General features: G+C 65.6%; 10 protein-coding genes and 4 pseudogenes. 2 read left to right on the top strand and 12 right to left on the bottom strand.

Annotation, left to right across the window (positions count from 1 at the left end; translation table 11 throughout):
- Positions 1-13: 13 nt before the first annotated feature.
- The 6 genes and pseudogenes from GT370_RS08780 to GT370_RS08755 all read right to left on the bottom strand — a co-directional run bounded on the left by GT370_RS08780 (position 14) and on the right by GT370_RS08755 (position 8,867).
- Positions 14-1,290, bottom strand: a pseudogene (locus GT370_RS08780) (NAD(P)/FAD-dependent oxidoreductase).
- Positions 1,283-1,687, bottom strand: a complete 405-nt coding sequence (locus tag GT370_RS08775; protein ID WP_008492151.1) for a hypothetical protein — start codon at positions 1,685-1,687, stop codon at positions 1,283-1,285. Before GT370_RS08775 ends, GT370_RS08780 begins: the two are co-directional and overlap by 8 nt.
- A gap of 116 nt (positions 1,688-1,803) precedes the next feature.
- Positions 1,804-4,583: pseudogene (locus GT370_RS08770) on the bottom strand ([protein-PII] uridylyltransferase).
- Between the two features lie 51 nt (positions 4,584-4,634).
- Positions 4,635-4,757 (bottom strand): hypothetical protein, encoded by a 123-nt coding sequence (locus GT370_RS21370; RefSeq protein WP_442865510.1) that lies wholly within the window; start codon positions 4,755-4,757, stop codon positions 4,635-4,637.
- A complete protein-coding gene (gene mutS / locus GT370_RS08765) occupies positions 4,745-7,255 on the bottom strand; it encodes a DNA mismatch repair protein MutS (RefSeq protein WP_442865509.1) in 2,511 nt (836 codons plus the stop codon). Before mutS ends, GT370_RS21370 begins: the two co-directional genes overlap by 13 nt.
- A 134-nt stretch (positions 7,256-7,389) precedes the next feature.
- Positions 7,390-8,867 (bottom strand): annotated as a pseudogene (locus GT370_RS08755) (putative bifunctional diguanylate cyclase/phosphodiesterase).
- Positions 8,868-10,348: 1,481 nt separating this feature from the next.
- Here GT370_RS08755 and GT370_RS08750 point away from each other — a divergent pair.
- Entirely contained in the window at positions 10,349-10,891 is a 543-nt protein-coding gene (locus GT370_RS08750) for a methyltransferase family protein (RefSeq protein ID WP_008492156.1), read from the top strand.
- Between the two features lie 73 nt (positions 10,892-10,964).
- Here GT370_RS08750 and ykgO read toward each other — a convergent pair whose 3' ends face one another.
- On the bottom strand, positions 10,965-11,090 hold the full coding sequence (gene ykgO / locus GT370_RS08745) for a type B 50S ribosomal protein L36 (protein WP_008492157.1): 126 nt from the start codon (positions 11,088-11,090) through the stop codon (positions 10,965-10,967).
- Positions 11,091-11,330: 240 nt separating this feature from the next.
- On the opposite strand from ykgO, the gene GT370_RS08740 reads away from it, so the two are divergent.
- Positions 11,331-12,014 (top strand): glycosyltransferase family 2 protein, encoded by a 684-nt coding sequence (locus GT370_RS08740; protein ID WP_270184237.1) that lies wholly within the window; start codon positions 11,331-11,333, stop codon positions 12,012-12,014.
- Positions 12,015-12,136: 122 nt separating this feature from the next.
- Here GT370_RS08740 and GT370_RS08735 read toward each other — a convergent pair whose 3' ends face one another.
- The 5 genes and pseudogenes from GT370_RS08735 to rfbB form a co-directional block, all read right to left on the bottom strand.
- A complete protein-coding gene (locus GT370_RS08735) occupies positions 12,137-13,168 on the bottom strand; it encodes a glycosyltransferase (RefSeq protein WP_008492159.1) in 1,032 nt (343 codons plus the stop codon).
- A 344-nt stretch (positions 13,169-13,512) separates the two neighbouring features.
- Complete coding sequence (rfbD, locus tag GT370_RS08730; protein ID WP_008492160.1) at positions 13,513-14,400, bottom strand: dTDP-4-dehydrorhamnose reductase; 888 nt, start codon at positions 14,398-14,400, stop codon at positions 13,513-13,515.
- Positions 14,397-14,956: pseudogene (rfbC, locus tag GT370_RS08725) on the bottom strand (dTDP-4-dehydrorhamnose 3,5-epimerase). The gene rfbD and the pseudogene rfbC overlap by 4 nt, the downstream one beginning before the upstream one ends.
- Entirely contained in the window at positions 14,956-15,837 is an 882-nt protein-coding gene (gene rfbA / locus GT370_RS08720) for a glucose-1-phosphate thymidylyltransferase RfbA (protein ID WP_008492162.1), read from the bottom strand. The pseudogene rfbC and the gene rfbA overlap by 1 nt, the downstream one beginning before the upstream one ends.
- 30 nt (positions 15,838-15,867) lie before the next feature.
- Entirely contained in the window at positions 15,868-16,923 is a 1,056-nt protein-coding gene (rfbB, locus tag GT370_RS08715) for a dTDP-glucose 4,6-dehydratase (RefSeq protein WP_008492163.1), read from the bottom strand.
- Between the last annotated feature and the right edge of the window lie 24 nt (positions 16,924-16,947).

Raw genomic sequence — 16,947 nt, 5'->3', positions numbered from 1 at the left:
CGGCAACCGGGCGTTACAGCCCCAGCATGTCCCGGAAGCGATACCACCAGGAGCCGGCGACCGTCAGCGGCACCCGCAGATGCCGGCCGCCGGGGAAGGGGAAATAGGGCAGTCCGGCGAAGACATCGAAGCGCTGCGATTCACCGCTGACCGCCTCCGCCAGCAAGCGCGCCAGCAGATGCGTCGTCGTCACCCCATGGCCGCTATCGCCGTGGGAGAAATACACATTCGGCGCCAGCCGGCCAATTTGCGGGAAGCGGGTGAGGGTGAGGGCGAAATTGCCGCTCCAGGCGAAATCCACCCGCGCATCCTTCAGAGTCGGGAAGGTTTTGTGCATCAGCGGCAGGATTTTCGCCCGCACGCTGGCCGGGTCCTGCCCGCCATAGACGATGCCGCCGCCATAGAGAATGCGGTTATCCGCGGTGCGGCGGAAATAATCGAGGATGTAGTTGCAATCCTCCACGCACATATCGGTGGGCAGCAATTCGGCGGCGGTCTCGCCCAACGGCTCGGTGGCCAGAACCTGGGTGGAGACCGGCATGATCCGCGTCTCCAGCGCCGGCAGCACGCCTTGCAGATAGGCATTGCCGCAGACCAGCACGGTCTTTGCCGTCACCTCGCCCTGCGCGGTCTTCACCCGCACCACATCGCCGAATGTCACCCCGGTCACGGGTGAGCCCTCATGGATCACCGCCCCAGCGCTTCCGCCGCCGCCGCTTCGCCCTGCACCAGGTTCAGCGGGTGCAGATGCCCGGCATGATGGTCGATCAGCCCGCCAACATAGCGCTGCGATTTCAGATGGGTCTGCAGCCCGGTCTGGTCGAGCAGCTCGAACCCGTCCTGATAGCCGAAACTCTCCCAGATTCTCACATGATGCGCGAGCCCGCGCAGCTGGGACTGGGTGAGGGCGGCGAAAATCCCGCCCGGCTTCAAATCGCAATCGATCTGATAGCGCGCGACGCGCTCGCGGATAATGTCTCCGCCCTCGCGGGCCATGCCGGCGATCTTGCGGCCGGCGGCAACGCCGTAGCGCTGCGCGATCACGTCCAGATCCCGCGAATAGCCATTGACGATCTGCCCGCCATTGCGCCCGGAGGCGCCAAAGCCGATCCGCACCGCTTCCAGCAGCACCACCTGGCGGCCGCGCTGGGCCAACTCCAGGGCGGCGTTCACCCCGGTGAAGCCGCCGCCGATGATGCAGATCTCGGCCGCGATGGCGCCCTCCAGCGGCGGGCGCGCATCCTGGCGGTTGGCGCTGGCGGCGTAATAGGAGGCGATGTGATCATTCATGTCTGTCTGGTCCCATCAACATAAGGGCGAAGATCGCGCCGAGCACGGTCATGGTGATGACCATCAGCCGGATGCGGTAGGCGGATGCACGGGACTGGGCCAGGGCGTGCTGGCGCATATGGGTGGTGGCGGCGGCGATGCGCGCGGGCAGCGGGGCGCTGCCCTGGGTGGCGATGGCGGCGGTCTCCTCATCCACCGCCTGCGGCAATGAAGCCAGGGCGGCCTGCTGTGCCGCCGGTGTGGGGGCCGCCAGCACCGCGTCCAAAGCCGCCTGCTGGTGGATCACATCCACCAGCGGGGCGGGGATGGAGAAACTCGCGAAACTGCCGATCAGCCCCGGAAACAGGAAGCAGCACAGCATGAAGCCGATGCGGGAAGCGGAGACCTTGCGCGCCATTCCCCAGGAATCGGATTAAATTCGCTTTATGTCAAATGACAGCGCCGAGGCACCAGGAGCAAAAGTTTTTGAGGGTGTGGGAACTTTTTGCAAAAAGTTCCCACCTCTTCGCGCTCCTAGGCCGCTGCCGTCTGCGGCGACGGCGTTTTCCCGGCCGGGGGCGGCTCGTCCAGATTGGCTTTCAGCGCCTCCAGCAGCGCCTGGCGGAGCTGGTAGAGCTTGCGCTCATTCTCCACCTTCATGCCGAACACATCCTTCACATAGAACACGTCCACCGCCCGCACGCCGTAGGTGGTGACATGGGCGGAGGCGATCTGCAGCCCCTGCTCGGAAATCGCGGCGGTGACATCGTGCAGCAGGCCGGGCCGGTCGCGCCCATTCACCTCGATCACGGTGTGGCGGTTGGAGGCGCGGTTATCCACCACCACGCGCGGCGGCACATGGATGGCGCGCATCCGCCCGGGGATCAGGCTCTTGGTCGCCTTGCGGATTTCCGCCGCCAGCTTGATCCGCCCGGTCAGCGCCTGCTCGATGACGCTGGAGAGGCGGGCCAGCCGGCTCGGCGTTTCGAACGGGCCGCCATTGGCGTCCTGGATCCAGAACGTGTCCAGCGCCATGCCGTCGGTCAGGGTATGGATGCGCGCATCCACGATCGAGGCGCCGGCAATCGCCAGCGCGCCGGCGATGCGCGAGAACAGCCCGGCATGGTCGGCGGTATAGACCACGATCTCGGTCACCGCCCGGGCGGGCAGCGGCTCGGTCTGGATCGTCAGCGGGGCGTTGCGGGTCTTGGCGTCGCGGATCATCCGGCCATGGCGCTCGATGCTTTCCGGGTCGAAGCCCAGCCAGTAGCTGGGATAGCCCAGCGAGAGAAACTCCTCGCGCTCATCCGCCGGCCAATCCGCCAGCAGCGCGCCCACCACCTCTTTCACCCGCGCGATTCGGGTATCGCGCTCGGTGGTGGAGAGCCCGCCTTCCAGCACCTCGGCGACGCGGGCGTAAAGCTCGCGCAGCAAGGTGGCTTTCCAGCCATTCCAGACCTTCGGCGAGACCGCGCGGATGTCCGAGACGGTGAGGATTTGCAGCAGCCGCAGCCGCTCGGGCGACTGGATGGTGTCGGCCAGATCCAGGATGGTCTTGGGGTCGTCGATATCGCGGGAGAAGGCGGTCTGGCTCAGCAGCAGATGATGCAGCACCAGCCAGGAGACCATCTCGGTCTCTTCCTGGTCCAGCCCCAGAGCCGGGCAGATGGTCAGCGCCAGCTCGGCGCCGAGCACGGAATGGTCGCCGCCGCGGCCCTTGGCGATGTCGTGCAGCAGCACCGCGACATAAAGCGCGCGGCGGGACTGGATCTGGCTGACCAGCTCGGTGGAGAGCGGCGCGATCTCCTTGAGCTTGCCGTTTTCCAGATTATTGAGGTTGCGCACCGCCTGCACGGTATGAACATCCACCGTATAGACGTGGTAGGTGTCGAACTGCATCTGCCCGACAATGCGCCGCCAATCCGGCATGAAGCGGCCGAGGATGCCGCTTTCATTGAGGATGGTCAGCCATTCGGCGGAGTCGCAGCTTTCGCGCTCCTCATCCCCGCCGCAGAGCAGGTTGAGGAACAGCCCGGCGGCCTTCTTGTCGCCGCGCAGCTCCGCGCCGATGCCGGCATAGCGAATGAGGGTGCGCTTGGCGAGCGGATGCAGGGCCAGCCCACGGTCGCGCGCCTCGATCAGGATGCGGAAGATCGAGGTCGGGTCGGTGGCGGGGTCATGGCCGGGGGCGAACAGGATCTGCCCATCCGCGAGGACGAACCCCTTGGCGATCAGCGAGGCATCGGTGGTCGGCGCAATGGCCGGCGCGCCCAGCGCGGCGCGGATGAGGGCCGGCTCCAGCACCCCGGTGACGCGGGCCACTTCCCGCACCACCAGAAAATAATGCCGCATGAAGCGCTCGACGCCATCCTGGCGGCCATGGCGGGTATAGCCCATGCGGGCGCCGACCACCGGCTGCAGGTCGAAGGTCAGGCGCTCCTCGGCGCGGCCGGCGACGTAATGCAGGTGAAAGCGCACCGTCCAGAGATATTCCCAGGCCCGCTTGCAGGCCCGCGCCTCGGTGGTGGTGAGAATGCCGCCGCCAGGGCTCTCCTTGCCGACCAGCTCCGACATCGCGAAAGTGTTGAAAACATAGCGCGAGAGCCAGTAGAGCGTCTGCAGATCGCGCAGCCCGCCTTTGCCTTCCTTCACATTCGGCTCGACCATGAAGGGGGTGTCGCCGAAGCGTTTATGCCGGGCGGCGCGCTCGGCCTGTTTCTCGTGGATATAGTCGCCCGGCCCCTCGGCCAGGCAATCGGCGCGAAAGGCGGTCTGGAAATCCGCGAACAAAGCGCGGTCCCCGGTCAGGCAGCGCGCATCCAGCATCGAGGTGCGGATGGTGACATCGGCCTTCGCCTCGGCCAGGCATTCGCTGACGGTGCGGGTGGCGTGGCCGACCTTCAGCCCCAGATCCCACAGCATATAAAGGATGAATTCCACCGCCTTGTTCACCGAGGCGGAGGGGGTGCCGCCGGTGAGGAAGAGCAGATCGATATCCGAGAACGGCGCCAGGGTGGCGCGGCCATAGCCGCCGGTGGCCGCCATCGCCAGCCGGTCCTTCGGGCCGGGGGGAGCATCCGCAGCGTGTAGGCGAACAAGGCGCTGACCAGCTGATCCATCAGCTGCGCGTGCAGCCGCGAGGCCTGCAGCCCGTTCAGCCCCTCATTTTCAAAGCGCGTCTGCACATGGGTTTGGATGCGCGCGAGCTGGCGGCGCAGCGCGGCCAGGGCGTCGTCGCGCAGAGGCAGCGCCTCGGCCGCGAGCTGGGCGGCGAGGGCGGCGGCGACATCAGGCTGTTTCCTGGCTTCAGGCATGTCGAACAAGCTAGAACAAACCTCGGCTGGTTGGAATTCAGGAGACACGGGTCAGGCGGCATTTTCCGCGGAACGGTTGCGGATTTGCTGCACATCCTCGCGCAGGCGGTAGAGCAGGGTGAGCGCTTCTCGCGGGGAGAGGGCATCGGGGTCGATTGCGGTTAGTTTATCCAACAGCGCCTCGGACGCGGGGGCTCTGCCGGAGCAGGGGCGGAGTCGGGCAGATTGGCGAATAAAGGTAAAGGCGCGGTTGCGTTCTGTTGGCGTTCGGCGGTCTTCAGCAAGGCATCCGCCCGGCGTAGCACGGGGTCTGGCACCCCGGCCAGCTTCGCCACATGCACACCCCAGCTCTTCTGCGCAGCACCTTCGACCACTTCGTGCATAAACACCACCTCGCCGCGAAACTCCTTCACCCGCATCGTATGCGCCGCCAGGCGCGGCAAGGCCTCTGCAAGCTGTACTAACTCATGGAAATGTGAAGCAAATATGGCACGGCAGCGATTCTGGTTATGCAAGCTCTCCAAAACCGCCTGGGCGATGGCCAGGCCATCGCGGGTGCCCGTGCCCCGGCCGATCTCATCCACGATGACAAAGCTCTTCGGCCCGGCCTGATGCAGGATGGCGGCGGTCTCGGTCATTTCCACCATGAAGGTGGAGCGCCCGGAGGCGAGATCGTCCGAGGCGCCGACGCGCGAGAATAGCCGGTCGACGAGGCCGAGCTGCATCGCCTCCGCCGGCACCGGCAGCCCGGCCTGGGCCAGGATCACCAGCAGCGCGTTCTGGCGCAGGAAGGTGGATTTACCCGCCATGTTGGGGCCGGTGAGCAGCATCAGACGCTGCGGGGCGAGGGTGCAGCCATTGGGGATGAAGCTGGTGCCCGGCGGCAAGGCGGCTTCCACCACCGGATGCCGCCCGGCGGTGATGCTGTAGGCTTCATCGTCGGAGAGGGCGGGGCGGCAGAACCGCCCGGCCTCGTAAAGCTGGGCGGCGCCCTGCAGCACATCGGCCAGAGCCAAAGCGGCGGCGCAGGCGGCGAGCGGCTCGGCCGCCGCCAGCACCTGTGTCACCAGCCAGTTGAACACCACCCGCTCGCGCGCCCCGGCCCGCGCCGCGGCCTCGGTGATGCGCCGGTCGAGGTCCGAAAGCTCGGGATGGGTGAAGCGCGCGCCATTGGCCATGCCCTGGCGCAGCTGCAATTCCGGATAGGCGCGCAGGCCTTCCACCGCCCCGGCGGGGGCTTCCAGCACATAGCCGAGCTGGGCGTGATGCTTGATTTTCAGCGACGCCACCTTGTAGCGCTGCGCCAGCTCGCTCTGGAATTCGGCGATGATCCGCCTGGTATCGTCGCGCAACGCCCGTTCGGCATCCAGCTCGCCATCGAAACCGGGCGCGATCGCGGCGCCCTCATCCAGCCGCAGCGGGGCGGGTTCGGCCAGGGCGGCGCGCAGCGTGGCCAGCAATTCCGGCGCGGGGTTGAGGGCGTGCGCTGCCTCATCCAGCAGCGCCACGCCGGCGGGCAGGAGCGAGCGCAGCGCTTCGGCGGCGGCGAGGCCGCCGCGTATGGCGGCGAGGTCGCGCGGGCTGGCCCGGCCCAGCGTGATCCGGCCCAGAGCGCGGGCCATGTCCGGGGTGCCGCGCAAGGCGGTGCGGATGGCCTCCGCCTGGCCCGAATCGGCGATGGCCAGCCAGCCGCGCTGGCGCTCCTGCAAGATATCCAGCCGGCAGAGCGGGGCGGTGAGCCAATGCGCCAGCAGCCGCGCCCCGGCCGGGCTGACGGTGCGCTTGATGGCGCCGAGCAGGCTGCCGGCCTCGCTGCCGCCGCGCGCACTGGCCAGCTCCAGGCTGGCGCGGGTGGCGGCATCCATGGCCAGCTGCCCGGCGCGCCCGGCGCTGACCGGGCGGGAGAGGCGCGGTGTGGCGCCCATCTGGGTCGCCTCGATATAGGCCAGCACGAAACTGGCGGCGAGCGCCTCGGCGCCGGAGAAATCCCCGAACGCATCCAGGCTGGCGGCGCCGAAGCGCTGGGCGAGGTCGCGCGCCGCGGCCTCGGCATTGGCGGGCAGATGCAGCGCCATGCGTCTGGTTTCCACCCGCCGCGCCGCATAGGCGCCGAGCGGAATTTCCTCGGCGGCCAGAATCTCCGCCGGGTCCAGCCGCCCGAGGATGGCGGCCAGCCCGTCTGGCCCGCTCTGCTCGGTCTCGAACTGGCCGGTGGAAATATCCGCCCAGGCCAGGCCAAAAACGCCCTCATGCGCGACGATGGCGGCGCAGAAATTCGCCCGCCCGGCCTCCAGCAGCGCCTCTTCGGTGAGGGTGCCGGGGGTGACGAGGCGCACCACCCCGCGCTTGAGCGGCCCCTTGGCGCCGCGCGCCTTGGCCGCGGCCGGGTCTTCCAGCTGTTCGACGATGGCGACGCGAAAGCCGCGCCGGATCAGCCGGGCCAGATAGGTCTCGGCCTGGCTCACCGGCACACCGCACATGGCGATCGGCTCGCCCTGATGCTGGCCGCGCGCGGTCAGGGCGATGTCCAGCGCCGCGCTCGCCGCCTGGGCGTCGGCGAAGAACAGCTCGTAGAAATCCCCCATGCGGAAAAACAGCAGGGAGTCCTCGTGCTGTGCCTTGATGGCGAACCATTGCGCCATCGCCGGCGACGCACCCGTAGCTTCCTTCATGGACGCGCATTTAGCCATCCTGGCGGGCTGAGGCCAAGAGCCAAGAGCGCGCAGCGGACCTTCGGCCATGATATTGGCGAGCAATTTCATGTGTTTAGATTGACGCTGCTGCGTCAATCTAAACACATATTGCTCTAGTACATCGCGTGGCGCGGCGGGCTGACGCGCCGGGGCGGCGGCGCGTCGCGCAGCAAGGCGGCGATGCGTGCCGCATCCATCGGCTTGTGGAACAGGTAGCCCTGCGCCTGGGTGCAGCCATAGCTGCGCAGGATTTCCGCCTGCTCGGCGGTTTCCACCCCTTCGGCGGTCACCGCCATGTTCATATTCTCCGCCAGCCCGATGATCGCCAGGATGATCGAGCTGTCGGCCTTCTCGGTCGCGGTTTCACCGGGCCGGCCGGGGCCAGGGTGCGGGTTGCCGAGATCGCGCACGAAGGAGCCGTCGATCTTCAGCTTGCTGAACGGAAAGCGGCGCAGATAGGAGAGTGAGGAATAGCCGGTGCCGAAATCGTCCAGCGCGATGCGCACGCCATGCTCATGCAGCTGGCAGAGCGCCTGCTCGGTCGGGCTGCCGACTTCCAGGATCGTGCTTTCCACCACCTCCAGCTCCAGCCGTTCAGGGGCAGCTCATGTTCGGCCAGCACGTCGAGAATGCTCTGGACGAGGCGCTGTGCCCCGCTGGGCGAGGGGGAAAGATTGACCGCGACGCTGATATGGGCCGGCCAGGTGGCGACGGCGGCGCAGGCCTGGCGCAGCACGAAGTCGCCGATTTCCTCGATCAGCCCGAACTCTTCGGCAATCGGAATGAAACGCCCGGGCGGAATTTCGCCTTGCTCGGCATGCTGCCAGCGCACCAGCGCCTCGGCGCTGATGATCTGGCCGCTATTGAGATCCACGATCGGCTGATAGGCGACGCTCAGCTCCTGGCGCGCCAGCGCCTGGCGCAGCGCGATGTGCATTGCCCGCTTGGCGCGGATCATGTCGTCCATGCCCTGGTCGAAGATGCGCACGATGCCCCGCCCGTCTGACTTGGCGCGGTAGAGTGCCAGATCGGCGCTTTTCATGAGCGCAGTCGGGTTGTCGCCGTCGCGCGGGGCATTGGCGATGCCGATGGAGACGCCGATCTGCAGCGCCTGCCCGTCGAAATGGAACGGGCGCATGATCCGCTCGATGATGCGGTTGGCGATCGACTGCGCCTCGTTTTCGTCGCTGGTCATCACCAATATGGCGAATTCATCGCCGCCGAGCCGGGCCGCGATGTCGAAATCCCGGATGCAGCCGCGCAGCCGCTCGGCCACCGCCACCAGCACCGCATCGCCGGTGGCATGGCCCAGCGAATCATTGATCATCTTGAAGTTATCGAGATCGAGGCAGAGCAGCGCGAAGCCGGAATTGGCGGCATTCTCGCAGCATTGGTGCAACACCTCGGAGAACAGCATGCGGTTGGCGAGCTTGGTCAGGCTGTCATGCCGGGCGAGGAAGGAGATATGCTCCTGCTGGCGGCGCTGGCCGGTAATGTCCGAGCCGACGCCATGATAGCCGCCAAAGCGCCCATGCTTATCCAGAATCGGCTTGCCGGTGAGCGACCAGTAGCGCAGCTCGTTCTCGATCATCACCGGGATCACCAGGTCGCGGAAGGGCGAGCGCTCGGCGATGGCGCGCCGCAGCCGCTCGACCGACGATCCGGGCGGGGCGTCGCGCAAGGCGCCCTCGCCGAGGATCGCCTCGGGGAACGGCCCGGTCAGAGCCTCGGCCGGCCGGCGCGCCACCTGAACCAGGCGGTGGCTCACCTGCTGCAGCTCCATCTGGGCGTTGGTCTCCCAGAGCCAGTCGGAGGCGCTTTCCTCGAAATCGCGCAACAGCAGGCGGATGACCTCGGTATTCTCCTCCAGCCGGATGGCGCTGATGGCGCGTTCATTCGTGCGGCGATTGAGGAAAAAAATGCAGAAGCCGGTGAGGGCGACGAAGGCCAGGAGATCCACCACCGCGAATATATTGGCGTGGTGAGAGGCGATCATGGTGGCGGTGACGCCGATGGAGACCGGCAGCCAGTAAGCGAAGGCGCAGAGTGCCGGCGAGACCACCACCGGGGTGGCGAGGCAGCCGGTCATGATCGCGTAAAGCAGGCAAAGCTGCCAGGGCCCGGCCTCGCGCACCACCACCAGCAGCAGCGCCGACCAGAAACAGCCCAGCAGGAACAACAGGCGCGCCATCCGGCCGATATAGGCGTCGGCACTCATCTGGGTCGGCTGCTCGCGTTGCAGCCAGGCGCGGGCATTGAACAGAATGGCGATATAGCAAAAGCCCGCGCCGAGGATCGCGGCGCTGCGGCCCACGAGCCAAGGCGCATGCAGGAAATCGAAGAAAATCAGCGCGATGGTGTTGAGCCCCAGCACCGCGATGGCGCTGATCACATAGCTGAAATCCTTGGCCTGATCGAGCATGAGCCGCTCGCGCAGGTCCTCGGGGAGTTGCGTGCCCAGGATATAGTTAACAGCCGCCATGCCATTGCGCGCGAACTGTCGAAAAAATGCGGGTAGCAAGAATGTTTTTGGAAAAACTTCGGTCGAGTCGCTCATCTTCGGAAAAACGCTCGCCTTTCATGCGACGCAAAAAACACGAATTGACACGTCGGACGCGCACAACTTTACGTACAGTCTTTTTTTAGAAAACGCTATCTTTAATTGATGGTTTGCAAAGGGCAGAATTTTTTCGCCAAAGTAATTTATGGCTGCGCCGCGAGGTTGTAAATTGCCAATCTACCCGGCAATTCCTCACGTTTTCGTGGGTGTTCGCTGTCAGAAATACTAACGTTGTCTGTCCGGAATTTAAGATATCGGGTAGAAAGCGCACTCTGTTCATTCGTCGGGACATCGCATGGTCTGCGTGCAAAAGATGGCGTGCCAAAACGGCGTCCAGGAGCGCGCGCGACGCCCCGATCATGCGGCGGCGAGGGGCGGCACGATGTTGCCAACGAGATTGTGAACGCAACTCCGCCGCGCGTTAACGGTTTTTTGTCGCCCCTGCGCCCAGCCTCGGGTCAAAGAGAAGGCTGGATGCCAGACTTGCCCCTGACCGACGCCGGATCCCGCCGATGATCGCGGCCCTGCTCACCTTCTTTGCCGGCACAGGCTGTTTCGCGGCTTTCGTCTGGGGGGTGCGGTGGCATTTCGAGTCGGCGGGCGGGATGCGGCGCGGCATGCGGGGCGTCAGCTTGTTGAGCCTGCTGGGGCTGGCGATCTTCTGGTGGCGGCTCTGGGCCTGCCCCTTATTCGCCTGGTCGGTCGCGCTGGGGCTGTTCGCCGCCGCGCTGGCGCTGTTCCGCGCCGCGGTGCGGGCCAGCCGCGGCGCCCGGCTGCATCTGGCATTCGATCCGCAGGCGCCGCATTGCCTGGTGCGGCACGGGCCATATCGCCGCGTCCGCCATCCGTTCTACCTGGCCTATATGCTGTTCTGGCTGGGCACGGCGCTGGCGGCGCGGGGGCTGGCGGGGTGGGTCGTGCCGGTTCTGCTCAGCGCGCTCTATGTCATCGCGGCGCGGCGCGAGGAGCGCCGGTTTGGCGACTCCGCGCTGGCGGACGCCTACGCCGCCTATCGCATGCGCGCCGGCATGTTCTGGCCGCTATGGCGAGGCTGAGCCGCGCGGCGCCCATGCAAAAAGCCCGGCAAGCTGCCGGGCTTTTTGCCATCTCGAAAAGAACCGAGGGGGATTAGCCCTGGCGCGCCTTCATGCGCGGGTTCTTCTTGTTGATCACGTAAACCCGGCCATGGCGGCGGACAACGCGGCAGTTCTTATCGCGAAGCTTCGCGGACTTGAGGGAATTGCGGATCTTCATCAGAGGTCTCGGCTAAAAAATTGAAACAAGTTGGGGGCGCCCTATGCCAAGCCAGCGCCGCTCTGTCAACCGCAAGACCGCCGCGCATCGCGGCCGCCGCCGGAGGCTCGACGAAAAATCTGGAAAATGCCGGCTATTCCTGGTTTCATCAAAAGGTCATTCGCCTTCCGGGCGCTCTCCCTGTTGATAGGGGGTTTAAGGGTGGTCCGCCCCGCCCCGAGTCTCAGGAGCTTATGCGCTATGAAGATCAGTTTCGTCGTTCCGGCCTATAATGAGCAAGCCCTGCTGGGCCGCTCGCTGCTGGCGATCCGCGAGGAAATCGCGCGCGCCGGCCTGAAACTGGGCGAGGAGGCGGAGATCATCGTCGTCAACAATGCCAGCACCGACGATACCCGCGCGGTGGCGCTGGCGGTGGAGGGGGTGCGGGTGGTGGACGAGCCGCGCAAGGGGCTGGTGCAGGCGCGCTGGAGCGGGTTCGAGAATTCCACCGGCGAACTGATCGCCAATATCGACGCCGATACCGTGATCCCGGAAGGCTGGCTCGCGGAAGTGCTGCGCCAGTTCGGCCGCTCCGCGGCGCTGGTCGGGCTCTCCGGCCCGTATGTCTATTACGGCGTGCCGCGCAAGGTGAATGTCGTCGTCGCCTGCTATTACCGGCTGGCCTGGCTGGCCTATGTGTTCAATCATTACGTGCTGAATATCGGCGCCATGCTCCAGGGTGGCAATTTCGTGGTCAAGCGCGAGGCGATGCTGAAGCTCGGCAACCCGGATCTGCGCTTCTCCTTCTATGGCGAGGATACCGACATGGCCAACCGCCTCTCCAAGGTCGGCACGGTGAAATTCACCTTCCGCCTGCCGGCGCAATCCTCCGGCCGGCGGCTGGTGGGGAGGGGGTGTTCACCATCGGGCTGCGCTATACGATGAATTTCTTATGGGCGACCTTCCGCAAGAAGCCCTTCACCGAGGAGTGGCAGGATATCCGCGAGGCCTGAAAGAAAACGCCCGCAAGGGCGTTTTTTTTGGCCCCGGGCGGGTTCAGCGCGGGTTCAGCTCTCCTGCAAGGCCGGGGCGGCGCGTTTCGCCGGCACGGAATCGAGCAGCGGCTGCGGGGCGGCCAGGAAGCGGCGGCAGGTGAGGAACCAGACAGCGAAAAGCAGGTTTTCCAGCCTTGTGCGCCGGCGCAGGCGCGGGCAGCGCAAGGCGGTGAGGCGCTGTGCCAGCCCGCCATGCAGCCCGGCGCGCAGCACCGCCAGATCCTGCCGGGCCATCGGCGTCAGCTTGGCCTCCTGCTTGGCCAGCGCATCGGCATGGCGCTGCATCATGGTCATGAACACGACCGGCCCGCGCCGCAGCGCCGCCAGCGCGCGCTGATGCAGCGGCTGCGCCCGGCCGATCAGATTGCTCTTATGCAGCCGGTAGAGCACCTGCGGGCGCTCATCGAACAGAATCCGCCCGCCACAGGCGGAGACGACGATATAGCTCCACCAATCATGCACCGTACCGTTCGGTTCGCTGGCGGTGGCAACCAGGGCGGCGGCAGCGGCGTTGAGCACCAGCGTGTTGCCGTTGGCGATATTCTGGGTCAGGCAGGCAGGAAAGCCCGGCGTGCCGGTATGTGAGGCGGAGAGGCTGGCGTTGCGCAGCGATTCATCCACCCGGTATTGGCGGGCGCAATAAAGTGCTGGGACATCCTCCGCCTGGGACAGGATTTCCAGCGCGCACTGCAGCTTCTCGGGCAGCCAGACATCATCCTGGTCGGCAAAGGCCAGCGCCATCGCGCCGAGATTTTCCCGCAGCAAGGTGAGGAAGCTGGAAAACGCCCCGAGATGCGGGCCGGAGGAGGAGGATTCGATACAGCGCTCGGCCCCGACCCGCGCCGCGAAGGCCCGCATGATGGCGACGGTCTCGTCGGTTGAGCCATCGTCGCGCCAATGCAGCACCCAATGCTCATGGGTCTGCGAGAGGAAGCTGTTCAGCTGTGCGGGCAGATACGCCGCCCCGTTGAAGGTGGAGAGCAGAATGGCGACACCCGCATTGCGGAACGCGCTCGCCGGAGCATTAACCGAAGCAGGGGTCATGTCTCAAGCTTTCCTTCCATTCCCGCGAATGGGTAACGTGGCGGCGGCGGTCAACGAGAGTCAGACGCCGCGCCTGATTGTTAGTATACGTATTTATGCGCCGGCAACGCAACGCCTCTTTGCATACTCAGCGTGTGTTTCAAAATCGTTTCGATCCTAGCGTGTATTCAGCAGCGCCTCAAGCGGCCGGGGGTGAGGCCCTATGTTGAGTTTGGCAAGCCGTTTCATGGGTTTATCTGGACGCTGACGCGTCCGGATAAACCCATCTCGCTGTACTCATGTTTTGGCGAGCAATTTCATGCGTTTAGGGGGACGCTGCCGCGTCAACCTAAACGCATATTGCTCTAACCCTCCGGCGCCAGCAGGTCCGTGACCACACCCGGCAAAGTGGCGCGCCAGTCCGGCAGCCGGACCCCGAACACGGCCTCCAGCTTGGTGTTATCCAGCCGGGAATCGGGCGGGCGGCGGGTGGGTGTCGGCCAGTCGGCGGTGGCGATGGGCTGCACCTGCGGCGGCTGATAGCCCTGCTTGGCGGCTTCCCCGAAAATCGCGCTGGCGAAGCCGTGCCAGGTCGTCTCGCCATCGCCGGTGGCATGATAGAGGCCGCGATAGGCTGGCTGCCAGCCGGTGGCTGCGATCTTGTCGGCGATCGCCAGAATCGCATCCGCCAGATCGCCGGCGGCGGTCGGGGTGCCGCGCTGGTCGGCGACGACACGCAGCACCGGCATCTTGCGCCCGGCATTGATCATGGTGCGGGCGAAATTCTTGCCATGGGCGGAATAGACCCAGGCGGTGCGCAGAATGATCGCCTTGGCGTCGGTGGCGAGGATCGCCTCCTCGCCGTCGCGCTTGGTGGCGCCATATACGCCGGTCGGGCCGGTCGGGTCGGTCTCGACATAGGGTGCGCCCTTGTCGCCATCGAAGACGTAATCGGTGGAGACATGGATGAAGGGGATATCGGCCTTGGCGCAGAGCTGCGCCAGCGCCAGCGGGCCGGTATGGTTGCCGGCGCGGGCCGCCTCCTGGTCGGTCTCGGCCTTGTCCACCGCGGTATAGGCGGCGGCGTTGATGACCAGGCTGGGCCTGGCCGCATCGAACGCCGCCGCGATGGTCGCGGGCTGCTCGAAATCGAATTCAGGCCGCTTCACCGCCATGAACGGGATGCCACGCGCGGCGAGGCGCTTGGCCAGCGCATCGCCCAACTGCCCGGAGGCGCCGGTGACCAGGATCATGCGTAGGTGAACCAGGTGTCGTTGGATTGAAGGCGGGCGCGACCTTGTCCTTGTCGGAGAGCACCACGCCATCGGCCGGCACCGGCCAGTCGATCGCCAGGGTCGGGTCATTCCAGATCACCGCGCGCTCGGAGGCTTTGTCGTAATCGCCGGTGACCTTGTAGATCACCTCGGTATTCTCAACCAAAGTGACGAAGCCGTGCAGGAAGCCGCCGGGCACCCAGATCTGGGTCCAGTTCTCGGCCGAGATCTCCGCCCCCACCCATTTGCCGTAGGTCGGCGAGCCCTGGCGGATATCCACCGCCACATCCCAGATGGCGCCGCGAATGACGCGCACCAGCTTGCCCTGCACGAAGGGCTGGGCCTGGCAATGCAGCCCGCGCAGCGTGCCCTTCTGGGCGGAGAAGCTCTGATTATCCTGGACGAAATGTTCGTCGAAGCCCTGGGCCTTGAGCTTGGCGGCGCTCCAGGTTTCGGAGAAAAATCCCCGGTTATCGCCGAATTTCGGCGGGGTGATCAGCTTGACCTCGGGAATGGCGAGCGATTCGATCTTCATCAGTGATGCACCCCGTCGGCGATGTTCAGGAGAATGCGGCCAAGCTCGGTCTTATGGATCTTCTTGGCCTGTTCGCGCAGCTGCTCGGCATTGATGAAGCCCATGCGGAAAGCGACCTCCTCCGGGCTGCCGACCAGATTGCCCTGGCGGTCCTGGATGGTCTGCACGAAGGTGGCGGCCTGCAGCAGGCTGTCGGGCGTGCCGGCATCCAGCCAGGCGGTGCCACGGCCGAGCCGGTCCACCTTCAGCGTGCCTTCCTGCAGATACATGTTGTTGAGATCGGTGATCTCCAGCTCGCCGCGCGGTGAGGGCTTCACCTGCTTGGCCAGCTCGGTGACGCGCTTGTCGTAGAAATAGAGGCCGGTGACGGCCCAGTTGGATTCAGGGGCGGTCGGTTTTTCGACGATATTGATCGCCTTGCCATCGGAATCGAAGCTGACGACGCCGTAACGCTCCGGATCGCGGACCTGATAGGCGAACACCGTCGCCCCTTCCGGCCGGGCGCCGGCGGCGCGCAGCAAGGTGGAGAGATGGTCGCCATGGATGAGGTTGTCGCCCAGCGCCAGGGCGCAGGCCTCGCCATCGATCCATTTTTCGCCGATCAGGAAGGCCTGGGCCAGACCATCGGGGCTCGGCTGCTCGGCATAGGCGATGCGGATGCCAAGATGCGCGCCGTCATGGAACAGGCGCTGGAATTGCGGCAGGTCCTGCGGGGTGGAGATGATCAGCACCTCCTGGATGCCCGCCAGCATCAGCGTGCAGAGCGGGTAATAGATCATCGGCTTGTCGAACACCGGCAGCAGCTGCTTGGAGCTGGCCTGGGTGATCGGATGCAGCCGCGTGCCGGAGCCGCCGGCGAGGATGATGCCCTTTTTGATCATGGGAAATGCCTGCTGAAAGAGAAAAGGGCGTTAGGCGGCGGCGCCGAGGCGCTTGCCGGAATATTTTTTGGCGCGGATGCCTTCCCACCAGGGGCGGTTATCCAGATACCAGCCGATGGTGGCTTCCAGCCCGCGCTCGAAATCATGCGCGGCTTTCCAGTTCAGCGCCGTCTCGGCGCTGCTCGGGTCGATCTCGTAGCGGTTATCATGGCCGGGGCGGTCGGTGACATAGGTGATCAGCCGTTCGCGCGCCCCGTTCGGGCTCGGCAGCTTCTTGTCCAGCACGGCGCAGATCGCCTTCACCACGTCGAGATTCTTGCGCGGCTGGCGTGCCCCGATGCAGTAGGTCGCGCCCGGAATGCCGGTGGTGACGACCTTCAGCAGCGCCTCGGCATGGTCATCCACGAACAGCCAGTCGCGGGTGTTCAGGCCCGCACCGTATACCGGCAGCGGCTTCTCCTCGATGGCGTTCAGCGTGACCAGCGGGATCAGCTTTTCCGGGAACTGCCATTTGCCGTAATTGTTGGTGGTGTTGGAGACGATCACCGGCAGGCCGTAAGTGTGCATCCAGGCGCGGGCCAGATGGTCGGAGGCGGCCTTGGAGGAGGAATAGGGGCTGCGCGGGTCGTAAGGCGTGTGCTCGTTGAAGGGCGGGTCGTTATCTTCCAGCGCGCCGAACACCTCGTCGGTGGAGATGTGATGGAAGCGGAAACGCTCCTTCTTCTCGCCGGAAAGTGTGGCGAAATATTCACGCGCCGCTTCCAGCATCACGAAGGTGCCGGTGACATTGGTCTCCACGAAGGCGGCCGGGCCGTCGATGGAGCGGTCCACATGGCTTTCGGCGGCCAGATGCATCACCGCGTCCGGCTGGTGCGCGGCGAAGGCGGCGCGGATGCCGGCGGCGTCGCAGATATCCTGTCTCAGCAGCAGATGATTCGGATTGCTTCCCGCATCCTCCAGCGCATCTTCCGAGGCGGCGTAGGTCATCTTGTCGATATTGACGATCTCGTGCCCTTCCTGGCGGATCGCCCGGCGCACGACGGCGGAGCCGATGAAGCCACAACCGCCGGTCAACAGGATTTTCATACGCACTCCAATCGTTTCATGATC

The sequence above is a fragment of the Acidocella sp. MX-AZ03 genome (assembly GCF_027626035.1).
In the GTDB taxonomy this organism is placed as follows: Bacteria; Pseudomonadota; Alphaproteobacteria; order Acetobacterales; family Acetobacteraceae; genus Acidocella; species Acidocella facilis.
Note: the sequence above shows the minus strand (reverse complement) of the source record. Positions and strands in the feature narration are given on the sequence as shown.